This window comes from Mesorhizobium dulcispinae (assembly GCF_033977345.1).
In the GTDB taxonomy this organism is placed as follows: Bacteria; Pseudomonadota; Alphaproteobacteria; order Rhizobiales; family Rhizobiaceae; genus Mesorhizobium; species Mesorhizobium dulcispinae.
On the sequence record NZ_JAVIIY010000006.1, the window covers coordinates 1 to 26,073 of the forward strand.

Annotated in this window: 23 protein-coding genes; 12 read left to right on the forward strand and 11 right to left on the reverse strand. The window is 64.9% G+C overall.

Features of this window, described 5'->3' with window-relative positions:
* Positions 1-332: 332 nt before the first annotated feature.
* Positions 333-740, reverse strand: a complete 408-nt coding sequence (locus RFN30_RS14760; RefSeq protein WP_320262822.1) for a DUF2000 family protein — start codon at positions 738-740, stop codon at positions 333-335.
* A 48-nt stretch (positions 741-788) separates the two neighbouring features.
* Between RFN30_RS14760 and RFN30_RS14765 the strand changes: the two genes are divergently transcribed.
* Positions 789-1,682, forward strand: coding sequence for an AraC family transcriptional regulator (locus tag RFN30_RS14765; protein ID WP_320262823.1), 894 nt, complete (start codon positions 789-791; stop codon positions 1,680-1,682).
* A gap of 231 nt (positions 1,683-1,913) precedes the next feature.
* Here RFN30_RS14765 and RFN30_RS14770 read toward each other — a convergent pair whose 3' ends face one another.
* Positions 1,914-2,384 carry a MarR family winged helix-turn-helix transcriptional regulator gene (locus RFN30_RS14770; protein ID WP_320262824.1) on the reverse strand — a complete coding sequence of 157 codons (471 nt, stop codon included), beginning with the start codon at positions 2,382-2,384 and terminating at the stop codon, positions 1,914-1,916.
* Between the two features lie 382 nt (positions 2,385-2,766).
* Between RFN30_RS14770 and RFN30_RS14775 the strand changes: the two genes are divergently transcribed.
* From RFN30_RS14775 to RFN30_RS14795, 5 genes are all read left to right on the forward strand, one after another.
* Positions 2,767-3,813 carry a CobW family GTP-binding protein gene (locus tag RFN30_RS14775; RefSeq protein WP_320262825.1) on the forward strand — a complete coding sequence of 349 codons (1,047 nt, stop codon included), beginning with the start codon at positions 2,767-2,769 and terminating at the stop codon, positions 3,811-3,813.
* A 234-nt stretch (positions 3,814-4,047) separates the two neighbouring features.
* Entirely contained in the window at positions 4,048-5,022 is a 975-nt protein-coding gene (locus RFN30_RS14780; RefSeq protein ID WP_320262826.1) for a WD40 repeat domain-containing protein, read from the forward strand.
* A gap of 135 nt (positions 5,023-5,157) precedes the next feature.
* On the forward strand, positions 5,158-6,540 hold the full coding sequence (locus tag RFN30_RS14785) for an aspartate aminotransferase family protein (protein WP_320262827.1): 1,383 nt from the start codon (positions 5,158-5,160) through the stop codon (positions 6,538-6,540).
* 26 nt (positions 6,541-6,566) lie between these two features.
* Positions 6,567-7,973 carry a glutamine synthetase family protein gene (locus RFN30_RS14790; protein WP_320262828.1) on the forward strand — a complete coding sequence of 469 codons (1,407 nt, stop codon included), beginning with the start codon at positions 6,567-6,569 and terminating at the stop codon, positions 7,971-7,973.
* A 60-nt stretch (positions 7,974-8,033) separates the two neighbouring features.
* Positions 8,034-9,032, forward strand: a complete 999-nt coding sequence (locus tag RFN30_RS14795) for a UdgX family uracil-DNA binding protein (RefSeq protein WP_320262829.1) — start codon at positions 8,034-8,036, stop codon at positions 9,030-9,032.
* Between the two features lie 17 nt (positions 9,033-9,049).
* Here the strand turns inward: RFN30_RS14795 and RFN30_RS14800 are convergent, their stop codons facing one another.
* The 4 genes from RFN30_RS14800 to RFN30_RS14815 all read right to left on the reverse strand — a co-directional run bounded on the left by RFN30_RS14800 (position 9,050) and on the right by RFN30_RS14815 (position 13,575).
* Positions 9,050-10,309 (reverse strand): glycerate kinase type-2 family protein, encoded by a 1,260-nt coding sequence (locus RFN30_RS14800; protein WP_320262830.1) that lies wholly within the window; start codon positions 10,307-10,309, stop codon positions 9,050-9,052.
* Positions 10,306-10,809 (reverse strand): heme-degrading domain-containing protein, encoded by a 504-nt coding sequence (locus RFN30_RS14805; protein WP_320262831.1) that lies wholly within the window; start codon positions 10,807-10,809, stop codon positions 10,306-10,308. The genes RFN30_RS14800 and RFN30_RS14805 overlap by 4 nt, the downstream gene beginning before the upstream one ends.
* 220 nt (positions 10,810-11,029) lie before the next feature.
* Positions 11,030-12,346, reverse strand: a complete 1,317-nt coding sequence (gene guaD / locus RFN30_RS14810; protein ID WP_320262832.1) for a guanine deaminase — start codon at positions 12,344-12,346, stop codon at positions 11,030-11,032.
* 2 nt (positions 12,347-12,348) lie between these two features.
* Positions 12,349-13,575, reverse strand: a complete 1,227-nt coding sequence (locus tag RFN30_RS14815; RefSeq protein WP_320262833.1) for a urate hydroxylase PuuD — start codon at positions 13,573-13,575, stop codon at positions 12,349-12,351.
* A gap of 138 nt (positions 13,576-13,713) precedes the next feature.
* On the opposite strand from RFN30_RS14815, the gene RFN30_RS14820 reads away from it, so the two are divergent.
* The 3 genes from RFN30_RS14820 (at position 13,714) to RFN30_RS14830 (ending at position 16,969) form a co-directional block, all read left to right on the forward strand.
* Positions 13,714-14,634, forward strand: coding sequence for a LysR family transcriptional regulator (locus RFN30_RS14820; protein ID WP_320262834.1), 921 nt, complete (start codon positions 13,714-13,716; stop codon positions 14,632-14,634).
* Positions 14,635-14,768: 134 nt separating this feature from the next.
* Complete coding sequence (locus RFN30_RS14825; protein ID WP_320262835.1) at positions 14,769-15,722, forward strand: LLM class flavin-dependent oxidoreductase; 954 nt, start codon at positions 14,769-14,771, stop codon at positions 15,720-15,722.
* On the forward strand, positions 15,719-16,969 hold the full coding sequence (locus tag RFN30_RS14830; RefSeq protein ID WP_320262836.1) for an LLM class flavin-dependent oxidoreductase: 1,251 nt from the start codon (positions 15,719-15,721) through the stop codon (positions 16,967-16,969). The genes RFN30_RS14825 and RFN30_RS14830 overlap by 4 nt, the downstream gene beginning before the upstream one ends.
* Before the next feature lie 6 nt (positions 16,970-16,975).
* On the opposite strand, the gene RFN30_RS14835 is transcribed toward RFN30_RS14830, so the two are convergent.
* From RFN30_RS14835 to uraH, 5 genes are all read right to left on the reverse strand, one after another.
* On the reverse strand, positions 16,976-17,806 hold the full coding sequence (locus RFN30_RS14835; protein ID WP_320262837.1) for a PhzF family phenazine biosynthesis protein: 831 nt from the start codon (positions 17,804-17,806) through the stop codon (positions 16,976-16,978).
* A gap of 125 nt (positions 17,807-17,931) precedes the next feature.
* On the reverse strand, positions 17,932-18,828 hold the full coding sequence (xdhC, locus tag RFN30_RS14840) for a xanthine dehydrogenase accessory protein XdhC (RefSeq protein WP_320262838.1): 897 nt from the start codon (positions 18,826-18,828) through the stop codon (positions 17,932-17,934).
* Between the two features lie 61 nt (positions 18,829-18,889).
* Entirely contained in the window at positions 18,890-21,256 is a 2,367-nt protein-coding gene (xdhB, locus tag RFN30_RS14845) for a xanthine dehydrogenase molybdopterin binding subunit (protein WP_320262839.1), read from the reverse strand.
* Positions 21,256-22,731, reverse strand: coding sequence for a xanthine dehydrogenase small subunit (gene xdhA, locus RFN30_RS14850; RefSeq protein ID WP_320262840.1), 1,476 nt, complete (start codon positions 22,729-22,731; stop codon positions 21,256-21,258). Before xdhA ends, xdhB begins: the two co-directional genes overlap by 1 nt.
* 3 nt (positions 22,732-22,734) lie before the next feature.
* Positions 22,735-23,109 (reverse strand): hydroxyisourate hydrolase, encoded by a 375-nt coding sequence (uraH, locus tag RFN30_RS14855; RefSeq protein ID WP_292114888.1) that lies wholly within the window; start codon positions 23,107-23,109, stop codon positions 22,735-22,737.
* A 177-nt stretch (positions 23,110-23,286) separates the two neighbouring features.
* Here uraH and puuE point away from each other — a divergent pair, with 177 nt between their 5' ends.
* From puuE to RFN30_RS14870, 3 genes are read left to right on the forward strand one after another with little or no spacing between them, the layout of a single operon-like run.
* Positions 23,287-24,711, forward strand: coding sequence for an allantoinase PuuE (gene puuE, locus RFN30_RS14860; protein ID WP_320262841.1), 1,425 nt, complete (start codon positions 23,287-23,289; stop codon positions 24,709-24,711).
* A 10-nt stretch (positions 24,712-24,721) separates the two neighbouring features.
* Positions 24,722-25,582: a bifunctional allantoicase/(S)-ureidoglycine aminohydrolase gene (locus tag RFN30_RS14865; protein ID WP_320262842.1), complete on the forward strand. Its 861-nt coding sequence runs from the start codon at positions 24,722-24,724 to the stop codon at positions 25,580-25,582.
* The gene (locus RFN30_RS14870; protein WP_320262843.1) at positions 25,579-26,070 is read left to right on the forward strand and encodes an ureidoglycolate lyase; all 492 of its coding nucleotides are present in this window, start codon (positions 25,579-25,581) and stop codon (positions 26,068-26,070) included. The genes RFN30_RS14865 and RFN30_RS14870 overlap by 4 nt, the downstream gene beginning before the upstream one ends.
* The last annotated feature ends 3 nt before the right edge of the window (positions 26,071-26,073 follow it).

Below are 26,073 nucleotides of genomic sequence, written 5' to 3' on the forward strand. Positions count from 1 at the left end.
CCGCCGGGACTGCTGGCTGTGATGGGCCTGCAGTCCCGGCCGCCAAACTACCCGATCCTTCTCAAACAATCCTGGGGCGGAGCAAGGAGCGAAGCGACGCGCGCAGACCCCAGGATCCATGCCGCGACTTCGAAGCTTCGCAGCGGTGCAGAATTCTGACCCCGTTGCATCCTCGGCTAAGGTCACGGCATGGATCCTTGGGTCTTCGCTCCGCTTCGCGTCGCTGCGCCCAAGGATGACGAAGCTCGGGAGCTACAGCCAATCTCGAACGTTGGCGATGTCCGTTCGGGCGAATGGTCAATCCGCCGGCAGGAGCTGGCATTTCCAGAGAATCACGCGTGCATACGGGCGCCCTTGGTGATCTTGTCGACCAGCTTCTTTTCGGCGCGCAGCGCGACGCCGACCACCTTGGCATCGTCCGGCGCGAATTCGGCGAAGACGGCGCGGTTTGCCACGTCATGGCCGGTCGCGAACATTTCCTCGACATAGGCGGATGTCGTGACGCCGCGCTCCAGGGCCCGGCGATGGATCGCGGCAAGCGTCGGGCCGTCCGCCGACAGCACGATGACGGGCTGGATCGACAGCGGATTGAAGAGATTGCCGGCGCGATCGCGATAAGGCTCGCCGATGATCTGAGGGAATTGCGCGACGATGCCGCTGGTCAGGAATGCGGTGACGTTGAGCTTCTGCCAGACCGCGAGCTCTTCCTTCAGCACGATTGCAAATTTCGTGTCGAACACCAAAATGTTTCTCCGAGAGGTGGCCCCGCAACGGGCGTGGATGAGGCGATGGCGCACGGTCTAGGCAATGAGGCGCTGGAAGGTCTTGAACGTTCGTGCGCGCAGGACGACCGCATCGTTTCGGCTCCTGGCGGCGCCGGCCTCGAGCGCATCGAGGCGCGCTTCCACGGCAATGCCTTCGACCTGCACCGCCACGACACCTATGCCATCGGGGTGACGCTCGACGGCGTGCAGCGCTTCCACTATCGGGGTGCCGTGCAGCACAGCCTGCCGGGCCAGGTCATCGTGCTGCACCCCGACGAGCTGCATGACGGCGGCGCCGGCACCGCGGACGGCTTGCGCTACCGGATCCTTTATCTGGAGCCGTCGCTGTTGCTCGACTGCCTGAACGGTGCGCCGCTTCCCTTCGTGCGGGATGCCGTGGTGAGCGATCCGGCCTTGCGCGGCACGCTGCTCTCAGCCCTGGCGCCCTTAGACGAGGAGCTCGACGATTTGTTCGTCGCCGATTTCATTGCGCAGCTGGCGCGGCAATTGAAACGCCATGCCGGACAGCCGGCAAAGCCGACGGGAAAGGTCGCGTGGCGGGCTGCAGCGCTCGCCCGTGACTATCTCGAAGAAAACGCCGAACGGCCCGTGCGCTCCGACGAGCTGGAGGCGATCACCGGGCTCGACCGCTACGCGCTGTCACGCCATTTCCGCGCGACCTATTCGACCAGCCCGCATCGCTTCCTTGTGATGCGCCGGCTGCAGCGGGCCCGGCGCATGATCGAAGCCGGAGAGCCTTTAGCCGAAACAGCCGTTGCTGCCGGCTTCAGCGACCAGAGCCATTTCAACCGGCATTTCAAGAAGGCGTTCGGCCTGACGCCCGGACGCTGGGCGACGCTGGTGCGCGGCGTAAGCGCGACGCACAGCGTCGTCACTCAACCGCGAGACGTCCGGTGATAGCGTTGAGGCGCGACGCGCAGCGTCGTCGCCCTTTCCGTTAAGCCGCCGATGCTTGGGTGGTGCGTGAAGCGACGATGCTGCGCATCGCGCTTACGGAACAATGCTGATGCGGTACGTGGAGCGACGACACTGCGCGTCGCGCTTGTGTCGCCAACGTCTCGCGGTTGAGCGACGACGCTGCGCGTCGCGCTTACGCGTCGCGCACGGGACGACGCTGCGCGTCGCCCTTTAATCATCCAGCTCGGCGTCGTCGTCTATGAGGACCAGCTCCTCGTTCGACAGGTTGGCCTCTACGCGGGCCAGCAGCTTGAAGAGGGCCTTCTGGTCCTTCTTATCGAGGCCTTTCAGCGCCTGCTTCTCGGTCTTCTTGACCGACTTCTCGATGGCGCGGATGGTCTCGCGGCCGGTGTCGGTGAGGAAGATGTGGGCCTGGCGGGCATCGGCGTTGGAGGCGCGCTTTTCGAGGAAACCCTGCGCCTGAAGCCTGTTGATGGTCTTGGTGATGGTCGGCGGGCGCACACCGAGCTTGCCGGCGAGATTGCCCGGGGTCTGGCCATCCTCACGGTCGAGCGCCAGCATGATCTGGTCCTGGCCGGCATAGAAGCCGTGCGCCAGAAGCCGCGCCGCGAGCGCTGTTCGCGCCAGCCGCGCGGCCGAATGCAGCCGGCTCATTGTCGCTGTCTTGTCCGCCTTGGCCATGGTCATTCCCTCTTCGGCCGAACCGGCGCGGGCAGCATAGAGGCTGTCCGACGGCTGGCAAATGACGATTTCAAGAGACCGGCTTGCAAAACGCTTTGCCGGCAAGCATTGCGGTGCCCGCGCAGGTGATGCCAGATGTTTATTTCAGTTAGATGACAAACGACTTTTGGCCCGGCGAGATTCACAGCGGAATGGCCGCAAGGCTGAGGCGACGCCCATGCGGCTGCCCCATTTGGCCAAGTTGATCACCGCCATTCCATCCACGGCGCCGGATCCGATCGGGTGACCGGCTGGCCCATTGGTTTGGCGCGTGCAAAAGCGCGACTCACCCCCTATATGAGGCCGACAAAATCCTTTAGGGCACAGATTTTCGAGGCAAGCCATGAGCGATGCACAGACGCAGATCCCCGTAACCGTCCTTACCGGCTATCTCGGCGCGGGCAAGACGACGCTGCTCAACCGCATCCTGTCGGAGAACCACGGCCGGCGTTACGCCGTTATCGTCAACGAGTTCGGCGAGATCGGCATCGATAACGACCTGATCGTGGAATCCGACGAGGAAATCTACGAGATGAACAATGGCTGCGTGTGTTGCACGGTGCGCGGCGATCTTATCCGCGTCGTCGAGGGCCTGATGCGGCGGCCCGGCCGCTTCGACGCCATCGTGGTGGAAACCACAGGCCTCGCCGACCCGGTGCCGGTGGCGCAGACCTTCTTCATGGACGACGACGTGCGCGCCAAGACCAAGCTGGACGCTGTGGTGGCGCTGGTCGACGCCAAGCACCTGCCGCTCCGCCTGAAGGATTCCAAGGAGGCCGAGGACCAGATCGCATTCGCCGACGTGGTGGTGCTGAACAAGACCGATCTCGTCACGTCCGAAGAGCTCGAAAAAGTCGAGGCGACGATCCGCGCCATCAACCCGGCGGCCAGGATCCATCGCACGGAGCGCGCCGGCGTGGCGCTGGGCGAGGTGCTCGACCGCGGCGCCTTCGACCTCTCCCGCGCGCTGGAGAACGACCCCCATTTCCTCGAGGCGCACGACCACGATCACGATCATGATCATGACCACCATGATCATGACCATGACGGGCACGATCACCATCATCACGACCATGCTTCCGATATCCACGACGTGACGGTGAAGTCGGTATCGCTGCGTGGCGGCGAGATGGACCCGAAGAAGTTCTTCCCGTGGATCGAGAAAGTGACCCAGATGGAAGGACCGAACATCCTGCGGCTGAAAGGCATCATCGCGCTGAAGGGCGACGACGACCGCTATGTGCTGCAGGGCGTGCACATGATCCTCGAAGGCGACCACCAGCGCGCCTGGAAGGACGGCGAGAAGCGCGAGAGCCGGCTGGTCTTCATCGGCCGCGAGCTTGACGAAGAGCGGCTCAGGAAGAGCTTCGAAGCCTGCCAGGCGGCTTGATTTCCGGACTTTCAGGCGCTAGCGCTGCCCCTTCTTTCCTTCTCCCCTTGTGGGAGAAGGTGGCCGAGCGAAGCTCGGTCGGATGAGGGGTGTTCCAGCTTGGCGATGACGGCACTCCGGCCAACACCCCTCATCCGTCTTGGCGCTGCGCGCCAATCCACCTTCTCCCCCAAGGGGAGAAGGGGGAGCCACACCTAGCCGCGCCGGCTTAGTGATATCGAATGGATAACCTGTATGCCCACAGTCGCCCCGCTTGATCTCGAAGGCCATTGCGTCGCCGCCGTCTTCCTCAACGACGTGCCGCATTTCGCTTTGGCCGATGGCGCGATCCATCGGCTGGATAATGGGCAGAAGACGGTGCAGGCCAATGACGGCCTGCTCGCCGCGTTCCACGACGCGGCCAACGACCGGCTGATCACCGGCGGCGAGGACGGCAAGGTGTTTGCGGTCAAGCCAGGCGGCGAACTGACGGAACTGGCCAGCGCCGGCAAAAAATGGATCACCAGCGTCGCCGCTGGGCCGCAGGGCGCGATCGCCTATGCCTCCGGCAAGATCGCCTTCGTTCGCTTTGCCGACGGCAGGACCAAGGAATTCGCCCATCCGCGCTCAGTCGAAGGGCTCGCCTTCTCGCCGAAGGGCATGCGCTTCGGCGTCGCCCGCTACAACGGCGCGACGCTGCATTTCCCCACCGCGGAAGGCAAACCTGTAGAGCTCGAATGGGCCGGCGCGCATACCGGCATAACCTTCTCGCCGGACGGCGCCTTCGTCATCACCACCATGCAGGAGAACGCGCTGCATGGCTGGAAGCTTGCCGACGGCAAGCACATGCGCATGAGCGGCTATCCCGGCAAGGTCAAAAGCCTGTCCTGGAGCGTCAAAGGGAAATGGCTGGCGAGTTCCGGCGCGCCGGCGGCGATCGTGTGGCCGTTCGCCAGCAAGGACGGCCCGATGGGCAAGGCGCCGCTGGAGCTCGGCACGCGCGGCAACACGATGGTGACTTGCGTTGCCTGCCATCCGAGCCAGGAGGTCACGGCGATCGGCTACGAGGACGGCATGGTGATCGCGGCGCGTTTCGCCGACGCCAAGGAAGTGCTGCTGCGCCGCCCCGGCAAGGGCGCGATCACCTCGATGATGTGGGACAAGGAAGAGCGCCGCATCGTCTTCGGAAGTGCTGCCGGCGATTGCGGCGTGATCGATATCACTGCGTAAGGCAGTAGGCAGTAGGCGTTAGGCAGTGGGGAAAAGCCCTACTGCCTACTGCCTGACCCAACACCCGCCCCCGCCCCGGCCAATTGCGGTTTTGCAAACTGGTTGGCAGAGTGCCGCGCCAACAGAGGGGTTTTCATGCAGGCATCGGATAGTACAACCAGGTCCATCGGCGGCATCGATGTCGCCCGCATCGCTGAATTGCGTGAGACCGAAGCGAGGACCTTCCGCAAGGCGCGGCCGAAATCCGAGGCGAAGGTCGGCAACGGCATGGCGGGCTTCCTCGGCGGCGTGCCCATGCACTGGATGACCGACTGGCCGACCCCGTTCCCGATCCTGGTCGACGGCGCCAAGGGCGCAACCATCACCGATATCGACGGCAACAGGCTCGACGATTTCTGCCTCGGCGACACCGGCTCGATGCTCGGCCATTCGCCGGCTCCGGTCGCCCGCGCCATCCGCCGGCAAGCGGCACGCGGCCTGACCTACATGCTGCCCAGCGAGGACGCCCTTGCCATCGGCCCGCTCCTCCAGCAGCGCTTCGGCCTGCCCTACTGGCAGATCGCCACCACCGCCACCGACGCCAACCGCTTCGCGCTGCGGGTCGCCCGCGCGGTGACGGGGCGCGAAAAAATCCTGGTCTTCAACGGCTGCTATCACGGCTCGGTCGACGAGACGATGGTGCGGCTGATCGACGGCAAGCCGGTCAACCGGCCGGGGCTGGCCGGCGAGTTCCGCGACCTGACACGGGCAACCAGGATCGTCGAATTCAACGATATCGCGGCATTGGAAGCAGCACTCGGAGAGCGCGACGTCGCCTGCGTCATCACCGAACCGGTGCTGACCAATTCCTGCATGGTGCTGCCGGAGCCCGGCTTCCACGACGCGCTGCGGCGCCTCACCCGCGCTGCCGGCACGCTGCTTTTGATCGACGAGACGCACACCATCTCTACCGGCCCCGGCGGTTATACGCGCAAGTATGGGCTGGAACCCGATCTCTTCGTGCTCGGCAAGCCGGTGGCCGGCGGCGTGCCGGCGAGCATCTGGGGCATGAGCGAGGAGGTCGCCGCCCGCTACGGCGCCTATAACCGGACGAAGGAGCCCGGCTATTCCGGCATGGGCACGACGCTGTCGGCCAATCCGCTGCAATTCGCGGCGATGCGCGCGACGCTGGAAGAAGTGATGACCGAGGAGGCCTATGCCCATATGGACCGGCTGGCGCGCCGCCTCGACGCGGGGCTCTCCGCCGTCATCGACCGATACAAGCTGCCGTGGCATGTCGCGCGGGTCGGCGCCCGCGTCGAGTTTATCTGTGCGCCCGAACCGCTCAGGAATGGCGGCGAGGCGGAAAAAGCGCATGCGCCGGAGCTGGAAGCCGCCATCCATGTCGCGCTGGTCAATCGCGGCGTGCTGATCGCGCCGTTCCACAATATGATGCTGATCTCGCCGGCGACGACCGCGGCCCAGGTGAGCCGGCTGATCACCGCTTTCAGCGCGGTTGGGGCCAGGCTAACGGCGTGAGACAAGCAGTAGGAAGATTGGCGGCCATGGACAATCCGAGCACAGTTGCGACCTCCCCTTCAGGCTCGACGCCCGCCGAGGCGAAAGCCTTTCTCGATGCGCATCCCGAGATCGAGGCGTTCGACATCGTGCTCACCGACGCCAACGGCATCGGCCGCGGCAAGATCGTGCGCCGGCACGAGCTGATGAGCATCTTCGAGGGCGGAAGGCATATGCCGATCTCGATCCTCGGCCTCGACATCACCGGCGAGGATGTCCACGACACCGGGCTGATCTGGGACACAGGCGACGGCGACCTCAGGGCATGGCCGGTCCCTGGCACGCTGGTGCCGCTATACGGCACCAAGCCGCCGCGCGGCCAGGTGCTGATGGCGATGTATCACCTCGACGGCCAGCCGATGTCGTCCGATCCTCGGCTGGTGCTGGCGAGGCAGGTGGAGCTGCTGGCGGCCAGAGGCTTGCATCCGGCGGGCGCCTTCGAGCTGGAATTTTTTCTGCTGTCCAATGAGCGCGACGCCGACGGCAAGGTGCAGGCGGCCCGCGCGGTGCTCGACGGCCGCCGTTCGGCCAAGACCGAGGTTTACTCGGTCGACCATCTGCACGGCATGGAGCCGCTGTTTTCCGACATCTACGCCGCCGCCAAGGCGCAAGGCATTCCGGCCGAGACGGTCATTTCCGAATATGCGCCCGGCCAGTACGAGCTGACGCTCAAATACCGCAAGGATGTGATGCGGGCGGCGGACGACCTGGTCATGCTGAAGCGGCTGGTCAGGGCACAGGCGCGCCGGCATGGCGTCACCGCTTGCTTCATGGCCAAGCCGATCGAAACCTATGCCGGCTCCGGCATGCATTTCCACGTTTCGCTGCAGGACGATGCCGGCCGGAACGTATTCACCGAGGCGGCCGGCGAAAAATGGTCGCCAAAGCTGCTCAACGCGCTCGGCGGCCTGATCCACACCATGGCGGAATCGATGCTGGTGTTCGCGCCGCACGCCAATTCATGGCGACGCTTCGTCTCGCAATCTTACGCCCCGGTGGCGCCGACCTGGGGCGTCAACAACCGTTCGGTGGCGTTGCGCGTGCCGGCGGGCGATGCCAGGAACCGCCGCATCGAGCATCGCCCGTCGGGCGTCGACGCCAACCCTTATCTGGTGGCGGCGACGGTGCTCGCCGGCATCGTCAAGGGCCTCGATGAGGGGCTGGACCCCGGCCCGGAAACGACCGGCAACGGCTATGAGCAGGCTACGGCAGCCTCGACCATGCCGGCCGACTGGCGCGCCGCGATCGAGGCGGCAAAAGCCTCCGCTTTCCTCAAATCGGCGCTCGGCCCCGACCTGCATCGGACTTTCGTGGCGATCAAGCAGGCGGAATATCTGCGCGTCGCGCGCACCGTCAGCGAGCTGGACTACCACCTCTACCTGCACGAGGTGTGAGGATCGGGAACCATCACCAGGCTCGCCCATTTCAAGTTTGAAAGCGGACGAGACAGAACGATGGCAACAACACCGTCAACAACGGCCTTGCGGCGTGAAGCGAGGCGTCCAGTCAGGCGCATCCCTGCACCTGAAGCAGAGCCGGCCGCAGGAGAAGATGCCACCTCCATCGGCGAGGCGCGCGAAGCGGCAAAAGGTTGCCGTCGCTGCCCGCTCTGGCATGACGCAACGCAGACAGTGTTCGGCGAAGGACCGGAAACCGCGGACGTGATCTTCGTCGGCGAACAGCCCGGCGACCAGGAGGATCTGGCCGGCAAGCCCTTTGTCGGGCCGGCGGGCAGAATATTCGACAGCATCCTCGACGATGCCGAGGTCGACCGCCGCAAGGTCTATGTGACCAATGCGGTAAAACACTTCAAATTCGAGCCGCGCGGCAAGCGGCGCATCCATTCCAAGCCGAATGCCGGCGAGATCCAGGCCTGCCGCTGGTGGCTGGACAAGGAACTCGACCTCATCAAGCCGAACCTCGTGGTGGCGCTGGGCGCGACGGCGGCGCAAGCGCTGCTCGGCAGGGCGGTGCCGGTGTTGAAGATGCGTGGCGCGGTGATCGAGCGCGATGGGCTGCGCGTATTCATCACCATCCACCCTTCGCTTATCCTGCGCATCCGGGAGCCGGCGGACAAGGAGGCGGAGAGGGAGCGGTTTTTAAAGGATATGCGGAAGGTGAAGGAGTTGATGGGGTTTGATCCGGACGGAACGCAAAGTAAGATCCGTAGCGTTCCTTCACGCCCCCCTCTGTCCTGCCGGACATCTCCCCCACTTGGGGGGAGATCGGCCGTCGCCACTGCTTTCGCCAATCTCCCATGTCGCACCAATCTCCTGCGCTGCAGGAGTAAGCGAGAGCGCGAAGCTGCCAATCTCCCCCCTTGTGGGGGAGATGTCCGGCAGGACAGAGGGGGGCGCTGTCCCGCCGGCGTCTCAAAGCTTCTCTACCGCAGCAGCGCGAAGGAACCCAAGATCTTCACGACGGAGCTTCGCTCCTGCTTCGCCCTAGGATAACGACCTGCGGGACCGCGCTACCGAACGAGGATCGCCCTCAAATCATTCACATTCGTCCCGGTGGGCCCCGGCACAAACAAATCTCCGACCGAATTGAAGGCCGTCCAGGCATTGTTGCCGGCAAGCATCGCCTTGGCGTCGACGCCCGCCGCGCGCATGCGCGCCACCGTAGAGCCGTCGGCGAATGCGCCGGCATTGTTCTCGGAGCCATCGATGCCGTCGGTATCGGCTGCTAAAGCGTGGATGCCGTTGATGCCATCGATGCCGATGGCAAAGGCGAGCAAAAATTCCGAATTGCGACCGCCTTTCCCCTTGGCCCGCAAAGTCACCGTGGTTTCGCCGCCGGACAGAATCAGCACCGGCTTGGCGAACGGCCGGTCACGGGTTGCCACCTCGCGCGCGAGCGCGGCATGGACGCCGCCGACCTCGCGCGCCTCGCCTTCGATCGAATCCGACAGGATGACGGCCTCGACGCCTTGCCGCTTCGCTTCGGCCGCGGCAGCCTCCAGCGAGACGCCGGCCGAGGCGATCAGATGCACTTCATTGCCGGCAAAGCGCGGATCGTCGGGACGCGGCGCGTCCGCGGCGGACGACTGGATATGTGCCATCACCGAAGCCGGCAGCTTCATGTTGTAGGCGGCAATCGACGCCAGCCCGTCTTCGCGGCTGCCCGTATCCGGAACGGTCGGCCCTGAAGCGACCAGCGCCGGATTGTCGCCGGGGATATCGGACACGACCAGCGACACTACCCGGGCCGGATGAGCGGCGGCGGCCAGCCGCCCGCCCTTGATTGTCGAGACATGCTTGCGGATGGTGTTCATCGCCGCGATCGGCGCGCCGGAGGCGAGCAGCGCCTCGTTGACGGCGATCTCGTCGGCCAAAGTCAGGCCGGCGGCCGGCGACGGCAGCAGCGCCGAGCCGCCGCCCGAAATCAGCGCAACCACCAGGTCGTCCGAGGTCAGGCCCCGCACCTTCTCCAGCAGCCGGCGCGAGGCCTCGAGGCCGGCGGCGTCCGGCACCGGATGCGCCGCCTCGATGATCTCGATGCGCTCGCATCTGGCGCCATAGCCGTAGCGGGTGACGACCAGCCCGTCGATCGGCCCATCCCAGACCTTCTCGAAGGCCGCGGCCATCTGCGCCGAGCCCTTGCCGGCGCCGATGACGACGGTGCGGCCCTTCGGCTTTGCCGGCAAATGATTGCGGATCGTCTTTTGCGGATCGGCGGCGGCGACGGCAGCGTTGAAGATCGCGGTGAGGAAGGTTTTTGGATCGGTCATTTCTCTTCCGGCGGCAACCTGAGCTTGCTTGCATCGATGCCGAGATGCGCACAGAGCGCATCGACCACGACGCCATGGTCCTCGCGCTCCGGCAGACCGGAGACGGCAATGACACCGATCACGCCGGCGCCTTGCACGGTGACGGGGAAGCCGCCGCCGGCGAGCACATAGTCGGCAATGTCCAGCGCCTCGCCAACCTTGAAGGCGCGATCCGGCCGCTGCTGCTCCAACACCATGCGGTAGGTGCTTTTGAGAAAGCGCTTCACGACATTGATCTTGCGCCGCGCCCAGTCGGGATTGGAGGCGTTCGAGCCCGGCATCGCGGCATAAAACAGCGGCCGGTCGAAGGTCCTGATGTCGACGATGATCGGCAGGTTTTCCTTCAGCGCGCGGTCCCTGATCGCCGAGCCGATCTCGAAGGCCACGGCCTCGTCGAAGGCCGGAAAGACCAGCGCGGCTTCCTGTTTCTTGATCAGAGCGATGTCGTCGGCGGCAGCCATATCTCTTTCTCCGAAAATCGCCACCGTCGTTTGTACGACTAAGCCTGCCCGGTCAAGCACTCGTCGCGCTCGCCCCCTCATCCGGCCGCTTCGCGGCCACCTTCTCCCCAAGGGGAGAAGAGACAGGTGCCAGCGTTGGCGCCCTCCCCTCCCTTGGGGGAGAGGTCGGATTGCCCCGAATTGCCCTTCGCAATTCGGCTGGCAATCAGGGTGAGGGGGTTCACGCCGCTATTATCGCGCTCTTCGCCGGCCGGCCCGCCACGTAGACCTCGCGCACGGCGCGATCGTCGCCCAGCGTCTGCAGCAGGAAGAGCTCTTCCGCCAACGTCTCCACCGTTTCCATCCTCAGCCGCATCGCCGGCGTGGCATGGGCGTCGAGCACGACAATGTCGGCATCGGTGCCTTCATCAAGCGTTCCGACCTTGTCGGCGACAGACAGCGCCTCGGCGTTGCCGCGCGTCAATTGCCAGAAGGACTGGAGGGGGTTCAGCTTCTCGCCGTTCAGCGCGATGACCTTGTAGCCTTCGTCCATGGTGCGCAGCATCGAATAATTGGTGCCACCGCCGACATCGGTGGCTGCCGCGATCCTGAGCGGCTTCTCGCGCCGGCGGTAGCGCTGGTAGTCGAACAGGCCGGAGCCGAGGAACAGATTGGAGGTCGGGCAGAACACCGCCACCGAGTTCGACTGCGACAGCGCATCCGCCTCGCGCTCCGACAAATGGATGCAATGGCCGAACAGGCTCTTTTTGCCGAGCAGGCCATAATGCTCATAGACATCGGTGTAGTCGCGCGACCAGGGATAGAGCTCCTGGGTGAAGGCGATCTCGGCGTGGTTTTCCGACAGATGCGTCTGCATGTGGAGGTCTGGATGCTCGCGGCAGAGCGCGCCGGCCATCTCCATCTGCTCGGGCGAGGAGGTGATCGCGAAGCGCGGCGTGATGGCATAGAGCTGGCGGCCCTTGCCGTGCCATTCGGCAATCAGCGCCTTGGTGTCGTCATAGCCGGTCTGCGGCGTGTCGAGCACGCCGTCGGGCGCATTGCGGTCCATCATCACCTTGCCGGCGATGTTGAGCATGTTGCGGTCGTGCGACTCGGCGAAGAAGGCTTCGGCGGAAGATTTGTGCACTGAGCAATAGGCGACGACGGTCGTCGTGCCTTGGCGCACCACCTCGTCCAGGAAGAGCCTGGCGATGCGGCGGCCATGCTGCGCGTCCTGGAACTTCGACTCCTCCGGGAAAGTGTATTTGTTCAGCCAGTCGAGCAGCTCGGCGCCGTAGGAGGCGATGATCTGCATCTGCGGCACATGCACATGGGCGTCGATGAAACCCGGCAGGATGAGATGCGGGCGATGATCGATCGTCTCGACGCCGGCGGCCGCGCGCTTCCGGACCTCGGCATAAGGACCGGCGGCAATGATCTTGCCATTGTCGATCAGCAGCCCGCCATCCTCCTCGTAACGCCAGGCGGAATGGTCGTCGATCGCTTCGGGCCAGCGCAGGAAAGAGAGCGTGCGGCCACGCAGGAGTTTTGATGTCATGCTTACTTTCCGGCGCCTTCGAACCAGGCCACCAAGAGGGCCCGTTCATGGTCGGTGATCTGGGTGACGTTGGCGGGCGGCATGGCATGCGCCCGGCCGGCCTGCAGATAGATCTCGCGGGCATGCTCGGCAATACGCGCGTCGGTGTCGAGCATCACGCCCTTCGGCGCGTGATAGATGCCTTCATAGACCGGCTCCTCGGCATGGCACATCGAGCAGCGGCCGAGCACGGTGTCGCGCACGGCCGGAAAATGCGCCGAGGCCATATAGACCTGGGCGGCAGAGGATGCGGCGGACGTCTTCGGCTCGCCGGTCAGCACCTTCGGCACGGTCGACAGCCAGATGATGATCATGAACAGCACGGCGGCGCCGAGCCAGGTCCAGGTCGGATTGCCCTTGCGCGCATGCACCGTGTTGAAATAGTGCCGGATCAACACGCCGATGATGAAGACCAGCGAGGCGATGACCCAGTTGAACTGCGTGCCGAAGGCCAGCGGATAGTGGTTCGACAGCATCAGGAACAGGACCGGCAAGGTCAGGTAGTTGTTGTGCAGAGAGCGCTGCTTGGCGATCTTGCCGTATTTCGGGTCCGGCTTGCGGCCGGCGATGAGGTCGGCGACGACGATCTTCTGGTTGGGGATGATGACCATGAAGACATTGGCCGACATGATCGTGGCGGTGATGGCGCCAAGATGCAGGAAGGCGGCGCGGCCGGTGAAGAGATGCGTCAATCCCCAGGCGATAAAGACCAGCACGCAGTAGAGCACCAGCATCAGGCCGGTGTCGCTTTTGCCCAGCGGCGAGCGGCAGAGCAGGTCATAGACGATCCAGCCGACGCCGATGGTCGCCAGCGACAGCAGGATGCCGACCGGCACCGAGATGTCGAGCACGTTGGGATCGATCAGGAAGAGGTCGGCGCCGGCATAATAGACCACGCAGAGCATGGCGAAACCCGACAGCCAGGTGGCGTAGGATTCCCATTTGAACCAGGTGAGGTGCTCAGGCATTTCGGCCGGCGCCACCAGATATTTCTGGATGTGGTAGAAGCCGCCGCCATGCACCTGCCACTCCTCGCCGAAGGCGCCGGCAGGCAGGCCCGGACGCTGCCGCAGCCCGAGATCGAGGGCGACGAAATAGAAGGACGAGCCGATCCAGGCGATGCCGGTGATGACATGCAGCCAGCGGACGGCGAAGCTCAGCCAGTCCCAGAAAATCGCGAAATCCATCATTGACGTCGTCCCTGCCGATTGCACGACTTTACGGCCTCGCGCCGAAACGAAAAGAGGCGAGGTGCGCGATGACTTTCAAAAAAAAATGGAAAATACTAGGCTCACTGCACACCGTCGCGTGAGAGCCCCGAAAGCCATATGGCCTATCTCGACAACATCGCCGTCTTCGTCCGCGTCGTGGAGCTCGGCAATCTGTCGGCGGCAGGCCGCGACATGCGCATCTCGCCGGCGGTGGCTTCCAATCGCATCAAGGAGTTGGAGAAGCATCTCGGCGTGCGGCTGTTCAACCGCACCACCAGACAGTTGATGCCGACCGAGCACGGCACGGTGTTCTACACCGGCGCCAAGCAGGTGCTGGACGCGATCACCGAGGCGGAAGCGGCGGTTGCCGCGCTCTCCGGCCAGCCGCGCGGCACGATCAAGGTGACGGCGCCGCTTGGGCTCGGCCGGCGGCTGATCGCCTCGGGCATTCCGGATTTTCACGACAAATACCCTGATATCGAGGTGCGGCTGAGACTCTCCGACCACAATGTCGACATCATGAAGGAAGGCATCGACGTCGCATTCCGGCTCGGCATCATCGAGGATTCGAGCCTTCGGATGCGCGGCATCATGGAATGCGAGCGCGTGCTGGTGGCGGCGCCGAAATATCTGGAAGCGCGCGGTGAGCCGGTCGAGCCGCAGGAGCTGATCGGCAAAAAGCATGACTGCCTGATGCTGCGCTATTCCGGCACGCGAGAATATGTCTGGACGCTGCAAATGCCGGGCGGGCCGCAGAAATTCGAAGTGCACGGACCTTATGACACCGACGACGGCGACGTGCTGACCGGATGGGCGCTTTCGGGACGCGGCATCATCAACAAGCCGCGCTTCGAGGTGGAACCCTTCATCCGCGACCAGCGGCTGAAGGTGATCCTGGCGAAGACGCCGCCGACACCGGTGCAGCTTGCCGCCGTCTATCCGCACAAGAAGCTGCAGGACCCGAAGGTGCGGCTGCTGCTCGACTTCATGGCCGACCGCTGCCAGCGGCTGATCAAGGACATTCTTGCCGGCAAGTAGGGGCCGGCAAGTAGGGGCCGGTAAGTAGCGGCTGGCCGGCAAGTGGCAGCCTGGTGGCCCACTCGATCCCGTTGCCTTGCGCGATGGCGAGCCTAGGTTGGTAGCGACGTCGCTGGCAGCCAATGGGCAGCACAATGCATCTTGCCGTTTCGCTTAACATTGCTTCCGCCCCCGGGCAGGCCAGCCTGGCATTTGCTGAGATCGCCAGCTTGGTGCGGAAAGCCGAGGCGGCCGGTGTCGATATGGTCGTCATCTCCGATGCAGGGGACGAGCGATCAAGCAGCCCTTTCGAGGCGACCACGCTTCTGGCGGCGTTGGCGACGGTGACCGAAAGGATCGGGCTGGTCGCCGGCGCCTCGACGCTGGCGCACCAGCCCTACAATCTGGCGCGCCGTTTCGCCTCGCTCGACATCATCAGCCACGGACGAACCGGCTGGAACGCGACGCTGGCGCAGAACCCGCGCGAGGCGGCGAATTTCAGCCGCCCCGAAGGTCTTTCGGACGATGACTTTCGCCGACGCGCACAGGAATTCATCGGCATCGTGCAGGGCCTATGGCGCGGCTGGGATGCGGACGCTCTGCTGTTCGACAAGGCCGCCGGCCGGTTCCACGATCCGGAAAAGATGCATCTGCTCGACCACAAGGGACAGTTCTTCTCCGTGCGCGGGCCGCTCAACGTCGCCCGCTCGCCGCAGGACACGCCGGTATTGGTCATGTCCGGTCTGGCCGAGGCCGACCTCGATTTCGGCGCCAAAGTCGCCGACGCCGTGCTGATCGAGGCGGAAGGCGCCAAGACCGCCTATGATGATCTCAAGCGCCGCGCGGTTGCCGCCGGACGCGAGCCGGAAACCATGAAAGTGCTGATGACGGTTGGCGTGAACGAGTTTACGGCCGCCGAGTTGGAGGGCTGGTTCGACAGCAAAAGCTGCAACGGTTTCAACTTCGCTTTGCCGGCTGATCTTTCCGTGTTCGATCACGTCGCCAATCGCGTCCTGCCGGAACTTCGCCGGAGCGGCCTGGCCCGATTGGGTTATGACGGGCCGACGCTGCGCAGACATCTCGGGCTTGGCGCTGGAGACGAAAAATGAGCGCGCGCCAGATGAAGCTCGGCCTGTTCCTGTGGGCGACCGGCCACCACATCGCCGCATGGCGCCATCCGGACGCGCATGTGACGGCCGGCATCGACATCGACCACTACATCAGGCTGGCGCGGACGGCCGAAGCAGCGAAGTTCGACATGATCTTCTGCGAGGACGCCGCCGGGCTGCGCGAGGCCAACGTCCAAATCGCCAGCCAGACCTCGCGCTCGATCGGCTTCGAGCCGATCAGCCTGCTTTCGGCGCTTGCGGCCCAGACCGAGCGCATCGGCCTCGTTTCCACCGCGTCGACCAGCTACAACGAGCCCTACGGGCTGGCGCGCATGTTTGCCTCACTCGACAATCTGAGCGGTGGCCGGGCCGGCTGGAATCTCGTCACCTCGGCCAGCCCGATCGAGGCGGCGAATTTCGGCTCGACGGGTTTGAGGCCGCATGCCGACCGCTACGAACGAGCCCGCGAATTTGCTTCCGTCATCACCGGCCTGTGGCGCCGCAGCGGCGCCGGCCATGACGGCCAGAGCTTTTCGGTGCGCGACCCGCTCGACATCCCGCGCTCACCACAGGGCGCGCCGGTGATGGTGCAGGCCGGCGCCTCCGATGACGGCAAGGACCTTGCCGCGCGGACCGCCGATGTCGTGTTCTCAGCAGCGCAGACTTTTGAGGAGGCCAAGGCCTTTTATGACGATCTCAAGGGCCGGCTCGCCGCCTATGGCCGCCAGCCGGATGATGTGAAGATCATGCCCGGCGTGGCGCCGATCGTTGCGGCAACGAAAGCCGAGGCCCAGGCAAAATACGATGCGCTGCAGGAGCTGATTCCAGACGACGTCGGCGTGGCGCTGCTTTCCAGCTATCTCAGCATCTCCGACCTCTGGCGCTATCCGATCGACGGACCGCTGCCCGAGCTGCCGGAGAGCGAAGGCATGAAAAGCCGCCAGGCGCTGGTCATCGAGCAGGCGCGCCGCGACGGTCTCTCGATCCGCGAGCTCGCCCGCTATTTTGCCGGCGCGCGCGGCCATTGGCGTGTCGTCGGCACGGCGGAGCAGATCGCCGACGCGTTGCAAGAGCGGTTCGAAGGCGGAGCTGCCGACGGCTTCAATGTGATGCCGTCCTGGTTTCCGGGCGAGCTCGACGCCTTCGCGACGCTGGTTGTGCCGGAGTTGCAGCGGCGCGGCCTGTTCCGCAAGGACTATGAAGGCCGCACGCTGCGCGATCATCTCGGCCTCAAGCGGCCGGTTTGAGGTGATTCAGTCCATCAGGCGAGCCGTCCCGGATACCCTGATCGAGCTGCCGGGCGCCGGCGGAATATCGGCACGGAGCCGCGAACGTATGCCCATGTCCTCGCCCTGGACGATGTCGATCGCGCCGCCATGCGGCCAGCCGAGATCGCGCAGATAGCCGGCAAACGCCGCGGTCGAGGCGCCCGTCGCCGGATCCTCGTAGACGCCGCCGGAAGCGAACGGATTGCGTGTGTGGAAGAGACGCGGCGTCTCGGCATGGGCGAGCAGGATCGTGACCAGCCCTTCGCGCCGCATCAAGGCCTGGCCCTCCTTGAAATCGTAAGCCATCGCGGCCAGCGCCTCGCGTGAACTCAGCGCCAGCACGAAATGGTCGGAGCCGCCATGGATCAGCGCCGGGGGAATGGCCGGATCGAGGTCACTTGCCTGATAGCCGAACAGCGCCAGCATTTCGGCGACAAGTCCCGGCGATGCCGGCTTGCTGTGCGTCGGCGGGGACTGCAGCGCGGCGACTATGTTGGAGCCGTCGCGAAATCCTTCGACAGTAATCCCGGCCTGATTGAGGGCCAGCGGGAAAATCCCGTCGCCGAATTGCCGAACCAGCCCAGCGCCGAGCGCGATCGTGGCATGACCGCAGAACGGAACTTCGGATTCAGGTGAGAAGTAGCGGACACGCCAGCCACCGCCTTCCGGCGCGGCGAAGGCGGTTTCCGAAAAGCCGACCTCGGCAGCGACACGCTGCATTTCGGCGGCATCAGGCAGGACGTCGCCAATCACCACGCCAGCCGGGTTGCCCCCGGTATTCCCATCCGAAAATGCCGCTATCCGCAATACGTCCATTTCGCTCGCCTCGGGTTTGTCAGGCGCGCAGAAAACACGGTTCAACCCGGTTTGGGAAACGAAGAAAGCGACGAGCAGCTGTGAGCGTCAGTCATATCTGCGCGCTTTGCTGTTAGCGCCAGGCCTCAGCCGGCCATCGCCTTTTCGGGCGCGGCCGATGCCCGGGCCGCATGCGACACCAGCGCCTTCATGATCTCGGCGACGGCGAGCGCGGCAATCACCGGCGGACGCTTGTCTTTCACGGCATTGCCGCCGATCGGCGAGACAAGGCGGTTGAACTCGGCCTCACTGCCTTCGGCCGACTTCAGGAACCAGTTCTTGAAAGTCGCCTTCTTGGTCTTCGAGCCGATCATGCCGACATAGGCGGTGTCGTTTCGCTTTAGCGCCTCGGCGACGATCAAGAAATCGAGCGCATGGTCGTGCGTGAGGATAGCAAAGGCCGAGCCGGCCGGCGCCTCGCGCACCGCCGCCTCGGGCATCGGCATCAGCCGTGACTCGACCGTCTTCGGCATGCCTTCCAGGGCCTCCGCCCGCGTCTCGACGACGACCGCGTGGATGGGCAGGAGTGCGAGCGACGCGGCCAGCGCCTGGCCGACATGACCACCGCCAAAGACATAGACATGGGGGAGATGCGCCTCTTCGGCCTCAGCCTTGCCGATGAGCTCGGCCGCCAGCGCGGCGTCGACAAGCCGGATCAGCACCTCGACGCGCCCACCGCAGCACTGGCCGATTTCAGGCCCGAGCGGGACGTCGAGCGTGGCGCAAACCTCCTCCACGTCAATGCGGGCCTCGCTGGCCGCAGCTCGCGATGCAGCCCTTCCGCCCAGCATCTGCCGCGCCTTGTCGATCGCCATATATTCGAGCTGGCCACCGCCGATGGTGCCGAGAGTCTCTGATGCCGAGACAAGCATGAAGGCGCCGGCCTCGCGCGGGGTCGAGCCTTTTGTGGCCGCGACCTCGACCAGCGCCACCCGGCCGGGTTGGCGGAGAAAGTCCTTCAGGCTTTGCACCTTCGAGTTCATCGTCTCGTTTCCACCCAGGAAACATAGCGTTTTGCGCCACGAATTGCACGTTTTGGCCCGTTCAGGCCGGCTTTGCGGCTTCCCGCTTCAGCCTTTCGATGGCCATCAGCACCCGTTCCGGCGTCGCCGGGGCGTCCAGGCGCGGACAGATCTTGTGGTCGGCAACACTCGCGACCGCGTCGGAGAGCGCATGCAGCACCGACATACCGTGCGGCAGCGGCGGCTCGCCCACCGCCTTGGAGCGATGGATGGTCGGCTCATAGGCCGACGACCAGTCGGTCAGCTTGACGTTGAAGATCTTTGGCCGGTCGGAGGCGAGCGGGATCTTGTAGGTCGACGGCGCATGCGTGCGCAGCCGGCCGCTATTGTCCCACCAGAGCTCTTCCGTCGTCAGCCACCCCATGCCCTGGATGAAGCCGCCCTCGACCTGGCCGAGGTCGATCGCCCGGTTCAGCGATCGACCGGCGTCATGCAGGATGTCGGTGCGCTCGACGACATATTCGCCGGTCAGCGTGTCGACCGAGACTTCCGAGCAGGCCGCGCCATAGGCGTAGTAGTAGAAAGCGTGGCCGCGGCCCTTAGCACGGTCCCAGTGGATCTTCGGCGTCTTGTAGAAGCCGGCCGCCGAGAGCTGGATGCGGTTGATATAGGCCTGCTTGACCAGATCGTTAAAAGCGACTTCCTGATTGCCGACCCGCACCCGGTTGGGCAGGAACACGACCTGGTCGTGCGGCACCTGGTATTTTTCCGCCGCGAAATCGGTCAGCCGCTTGCGGATCTGGCGGGCGGCATTCTGCGCCGCCATGCCGTTGAGGTCGGCGCCGGAGGAGGCGGCCGTCGGCGAGGTGTTCGGCACCTTGGCGGTGGTGGTCGCGGTGATCTTGACTCGGTCGAGGTCGATCTGGAACTCTTCCGCGACGACCTGTGCCACCTTGAGGTGCAGGCCCTGGCCCATCTCGGTGCCGCCATGGTTCATATGCACCGAGCCGTCAGCATAGACATGCACCAGCGCGCCGGCCTGGTTGGCCTCGGTCTTGGTGAAGGAGATGCCGAACTTGACCGGCGTCAGCGCCAGGCCGCGCTTGATGAAGCGGCTATTGTTGTTGAACGCGCTGATCTCACGGCGGCGGCGCACGTAGTTGGCGCTCTCCTCCAGTTCCGCGACGATGCGGTGGATGATGTTGTCTTCGACCTTCTGGTGATAGGGCGTGAAGCAGCGCTCGCCGATGGCGTCCATCGGGTCATAGAAATTGAGCTTGCGGATTTCGAGCGGGTCCTTGCCGACCGCGAAGGCCACTTCGTCGATGACGCGCTCGGCGCCGACCATGCCCTGCGGGCCGCCAAAGCCGCGAAAGGCGGTGTTCGAGACGGTGTTGGTGTAGAGCGGCGCCGACTTCGCATGCACCGCCGGATAGAAATAGGCGTTGTCGCAATGGAACAGCGCGCGGTCGCCGACCGGACCCGACAAGTCGGCGGAAAAACCGCAGCGGAGCGCATAGGTGAAATCGACGCCGAGGATGTTGCCCTCGTCGTCGAAGCCGACCTCGTAGTCGATGGCGAAATCGTGCCGCTTGCCGGTGGCGGTCATGTCCTCGTCGCGGTCGAGCCTGATCTTGACCGCGCACTTCAGCTTCTTGGCGGCAATCGCCGCAATTGCAGCGCTCTGGTTGGCCTGCGTTTCCTTGCCGCCGAAGCCGCCGCCCATCCGGCGCACCTCCACGGTCACGGCGTTGCTCGGCACGCCGAGCGCGTGGGCAACCAGATGCTGCGTCTCGCTCGGCCCCTGCGTCGAGCAATAGACGATCACTTCGTCGTCCTCGCCGGGAATGGCCAGCGAGACCTGGCCTTCGAGATAGAAATGGTCCTGGCCGCCGAGCCACATGCGGTTCTTGATCCGGCGCGGCGCCGCCGCAATGGCCGCGGCCGCATCGCCGCGCTTCAGGATCAGCGGCGTGGTGACCTGCTTGTCCTTGACCGGGTCGAGGTCCCAGATGTCGATCACGGCCGGAAGCTCGTCATACTCGATCCTGGCCAAGCGCGCCGCGCGGCGTGCTTCCTCGCGGGTGTTGGCGATCACGGCGAAGATCGGCTGGCCATAAAACTGCACCTTGCCTTCGGCGAACACCGGATCGTCACGCATGTTGCTCGGCGAGACATCGTTCTCGCCGGGCACGTCGGCATAGGTCAGCACATCGACGACGCCCGGCGCTGAACGCACTGCCGACAGGTCGACGCTCTTTAATGTGCCGTGCGCGACCTTGGCGAGGCCGAGGCCGACATGCAGCGTGCCGGCGGGCTCCGGCATGTCGTCGATATAGACGGCGGTGCCGCTGACGTGCTTGTGCGCGGAATCGTGCCGCTGTTCGGTGGCGACGCCGCCGACGATCTTCTCGGCTTTGAGGTTGGGAGTGGTGGCGTGCTTGTTCATCAGGCCGCCTCGTTGCGTGACACCTGGAACGGCGCCCTGGTGCCGGTGGTTTCAACATAGAAGCGCAGAAGCAGGTTCTTCGCCGCCAGCGCCCGGTATTCGGCGGTCGCCCGCATGTCGGTGATTGGCGTGAAGTCGCTGGCGTATTCGGCCATCGCGGCCTCTACGGTCTCTTCGCTCCAGGCTTTGCCGATCAGCGCCTTTTCGACCGCCGTGGCGCGCTTTGGCGTCGGCGCCATGCCGCCATAGGCGATACGGATATCGGCCACCGTGCCGTCCTTGGCCTGGGTCAGATAGAAGGCACCAAGCGTCGCGGTGATGTCCTCGTCGCGGCGCTTGGTGACCTTGTAGACGGCAAAGTTCGTGCCCTTTGCCGGCACGGGCACATGGACCGCCTCGACGAATTCGCCGGGCTGGCGGTCCTGTTTGCCATAGGCGATGAAGAAAGTTTCGAGCGGGATCGTGCGGCGGGCCTCGCCCTTGCGCAGTGTCAGATGCGCGCCGAGCGCGATCAGCGGCGGCGGCGTGTCGCCGATCGGCGAGCCGTTGGCGATGTTGCCGCCGATGGTGCCCATGTTGCGCACCTGCTCGCCGCCGATGCGATCGACCAGCGGTCCCAGCGCCGGGATGCGCCTCGACAGCGCCTCGAAGGCCTCGGTGTAGGTGACGCCTGCGCCGATGGTGATAATCCCGTCGGTTTCCGACATTGAGCGCAGGCCGTCGAGGCCGCCGATGAAGATCGCCGGCGAAATGTCGCGCATATGCTTGGTGACCCACAGGCCGACATCGGTCGAGCCGGCAACGATGGTTGCGCTAGGCTCCTTCTCGAGCACGGCGGCGAAATCGTCGACGTCAGCCGGCACGATGAGTCGCTGCTTGCCGGAGCCGACCTCGACCCTGGCGCCGTCGCGCAGTGCTTCCAGCCGCGCTGTGATGTCCTTGCGCTCCACCGCCAGCGGATCCTTAGCCGCCTTGCCGTAGCTCGAAATCGCACGCGCGGCGCGCATGATCGCCTCATAGCCGGTGCAGCGGCAGAGATTGCCCTGCAGCGCCTTTTCGATCGCCGCATCGGAAGGGTTGGGTGTCTTCATCCAGAGTGCATAGAGCGACATGATGAAGCCCGGCGTGCAGAAGCCGCATTGCGAGCCGTGGAAATCGACCATCGCCTGCTGCACCGGATGCAGCTTCTCACCGTCGCCGCCCAGGTGCTCGACGGTGACGACATGGGTCCCGTCGAGCGAGCCCATGAAGCGGATGCAGGCGTTGACGCTTTCGTAAACCAGGCCTTCGGCCGCGAGCTTGCCGACCAGCACCGTGCAGGCGCCGCAGTCGCCTTCGGCGCAGCCTTCCTTGGTGCCGCGCAGCGTGCGGTTGAGCCGCAGCCAGTCGAGCAGGGTCGCGTCGGGCGCGATGTCGGCGAGCGCGACGTCGGCGCCGTTAAGGATGAAGCGTATTTCGTTGCGGATGTCTGCCATGTCTCAGCTCCCGCGATAGGTCGAGTAGCCGTAGGGCGAAATCAAGAGCGGCACATGATAATGCCGTTCCTCCGCCATGCCGAAACGGATCGGCACGGTGTCAAGGAAAGCCGGCTGCGGCAGGCTGATACCCTGTCCGCGCAGATAGTCACCGGCGGCGAAGACAAGCTCATATTCACCGGTGCGGAAATCGGCGCCGGCAAGCAGCGGTGCGTCGCAGCGGCCGTCGTCGTTGGTGGTGACGGTCTTCAGATGCGTGCGGGCCTGGCGCTCGATGCGGAAAAGCTCGATCGAGAGGCCCTTTGCCGGCCTGCCGGTGGCAGTATCGAGCACATGGGTCGTCAGACGCCCGCCATCGGCTTTCGACGTTTCTGCCACTGCCGCCTCCCATTCCCGGTACAGTCGAACGTTTTCAGGTCAATTGTGCGCCAATTAAAGGCGATGCATAAGTCCCGGTCGAGCGGAGTGCGGCAAAAAGCACTTTCAAAAATTTTCGGGGGAATGCAACGGCACTCCTTTCGATATCTTCATCTCAACAATTGGGCAGGAGCGACCATGCGTTACGAACGGGACATGCGCGGTTACGGGGCCAACCCACCGGATCCGAAATGGCCCGGTGGCGCGCATGTCGCGGTGCAGTTCGTCGTCAACTACGAGGAAGGCGGCGAAAACTGCGTGCTGCATGGCGACAAGGCCTCCGAAGCCTTCCTGTCCGAGATCGTCGGCGCCGCCCCCTGGGTCGGCCAGCGCCACTGGAACATGGAATCGATTTACGAGTATGGCGCGCGCGCCGGCTTCTGGCGGCTCTACCGGTTGTTCACCGAAGCCGAGGTGCCGGTGACCTGCTACGGCGTCGCCACCGCGCTCGCCCGCTCGCCCGATCAGGTCGCGGCCATGCAGGAGGCGGGCTGGGAGATCGCCTCGCACGGGCTGAAATGGATCGACTATCGCGACCATGACGCGGAGGACGAGCGGCGCGACCTCGAAGAGACGATCAAGCTGCATTACGAGGTGACCGGCGCGCGGCCGACCGGCTGGTACACCGGCCGCACCTCGGTCAACACGGTGCGGCTCGTCGCCGAGGAAGGCGGCTTCGACTACGTCTCCGACACCTATGACGACGAGTTGCCCTACTGGTTCGACCGGGACGGGCTGGAAAAGCCGCAGCTCATCATCCCCTATACGCTCGACGCCAACGACATGCGTTTCGCCACCCCGCAAGGGTTCAACTCGGGCGACCAGTTCTTCGCCTACCTTAAGGACAGTTTCGACACGCTCTATGCCGAGGGCAGAGCCGGGCGGCCGCGCATGATGAATATCGGCCTGCATTGCCGGCTGGTCGGCCGTCCGGGCCGCGTGGCGGCGCTGAAGCGCTTCGTCGACTATGTGAAGTCGCACGACAAGGTGTGGCTGACGCGGCGCATCGACATCGCCAGGCACTGGCGCGAAACGCATCCTTACCGTGCGCCGGCGCTGCGCCCGTCCAGAATGGAGTTCGAGGCCTTCGTGCATGCCTTTGGCGGCGTGTTCGAGCATTCGCCCTGGATCGCCGAGCGCGCCTATGAGTTGGAGCTCGGCCCCGCGCATGACAGCGCCGGCGGCCTCCACAACGCGCTCTGCCGCATCTTCCGCGCGGCGACCGAGGCTGAGCGGCTTTCCGTGCTCAATGCCCATCCCGACCTTGCCGGCAAGCTGGCGGCGGCTAAGCGGCTGACGCCGGAATCGGCCAAGGAACAGGCTTCCGCCGGGCTCGATGCGCTGACCGACAAGGAGCGCGAGCTGTTCTCGAAGCTCAACGCCGCCTACGTCACAACCTTCGGCTTTCCCTTCATCATCGCCGTCAAGGGCAAGACGAAGGAGCAGATCCTGGCGGAGTTCGAGGCACGCATCGGCAACGGCCGCGGCGTCGAATTCGAAACCGCCTGCAAACAGGTCGAGCGCATCGCGCTGCTTCGGCTGCGAGACATGCTTCCACAATAGGCTTTAACACATGGATATGATGAAAATGGCCGAGCGAACCTATTACGCGCCCCAAGGCGGCCATCCCGGCCAGCACGAGCTGCTGACCGGCCGCGCGGTCTTCACCGAAGCCTATGCGGTGATCCCCAAGGGCGTGATGCAGGACATCGTCACCAGCCCGCTGCCGTTCTGGGACAAGACCAGGGCATGGATCATCGCAAGGCCGCTCTCCGGCTTCGCCGAGACCTTTTCGCAATACATCGTCGAGGTTCTGCCCGGCGGCGGCAGCGACCGGCCGGAACTCGACGCCGAAGCCGAGGGCGTGCTGTTCGTGGTCGAGGGCGAACTCACCGTATCGCTTGCCGGCAAGAAGCATGTGCTTCAACCGGGCGGCTTCGGCTTCCTGCCGCCGGGAAGCGGCTGGACGGTGCGCAACGAGAGCGGCGATGCCGTCCGCTTCCACTGGGTCCGCAAGGCCTATGAAGCGGTGGACGGCCTCGATGCGCCGGAAGCCTTCTTCACCAATGAGCAGCAGATCGAGCCGAGCCCGATGCCCGGCACCGAGGGACGCTGGGCCACGACGCGCTTCGTCGACCCCGCCGACATGCGCCACGACATGCATGTCACCATCGTGACGCTGAAACCCGGTGCGGTCATTCCCTTTGCCGAGACCCATGTCATGGAGCACGGGCTCTATGTGCTCGAAGGCAAGGCCGTCTACCGCCTCAACCAGGACTGGGTCGAGGTCGAGGCAGGCGATTTCATGTGGCTGCGCGCCTTTTGCCCGCAGGCCTGCTATGCCGGCGGTCCCGGCAACTTCCGCTACCTGCTCTACAAGGACGTCAACCGGCACGCCAAGCTTGGCGGCGCCCTCGGCGGTCGCTCGCGGTGACCCGCATCGTCGCCCGGCCGCTGACGCGCGAAGCCTTCGCGCCCTTCGGCGATGTCATCGATATGGGCGGCGACAACCGCTATCCGATCAATGGCGGCAAGGCGATGCGCTACCACGACCTCGCCACCGCCGAGGCCACCGGGCCGAATGCCAAGGTGCTGATCTCGATGGTGCGGGGCACGCCCTACGAGATGCCGCTGAAGCTCACCATGGTGGAGCGCCATCCGCTCGGCAGCCAGGCTTTCATTCCGCTGTCGCCGCGCCCGTTCCTGGTCGTCGTCTGTCATGACACCAAGGACGGCCCCGGCGAGCCGTACGCCTTCATCACCGCGCCCGGACAGGGCATCAACTACCGCCGCAATCTCTGGCACGGCGTGCTGACGCCGATCGGCGAGGCGCAGGATTTCCTCATCGTCGACCGCGGCGGCGACGGCTCCAATCTCGAGGAGTGCCATTTCTCGCACCCTTACGAGATCCACCTTCCCTGAGCG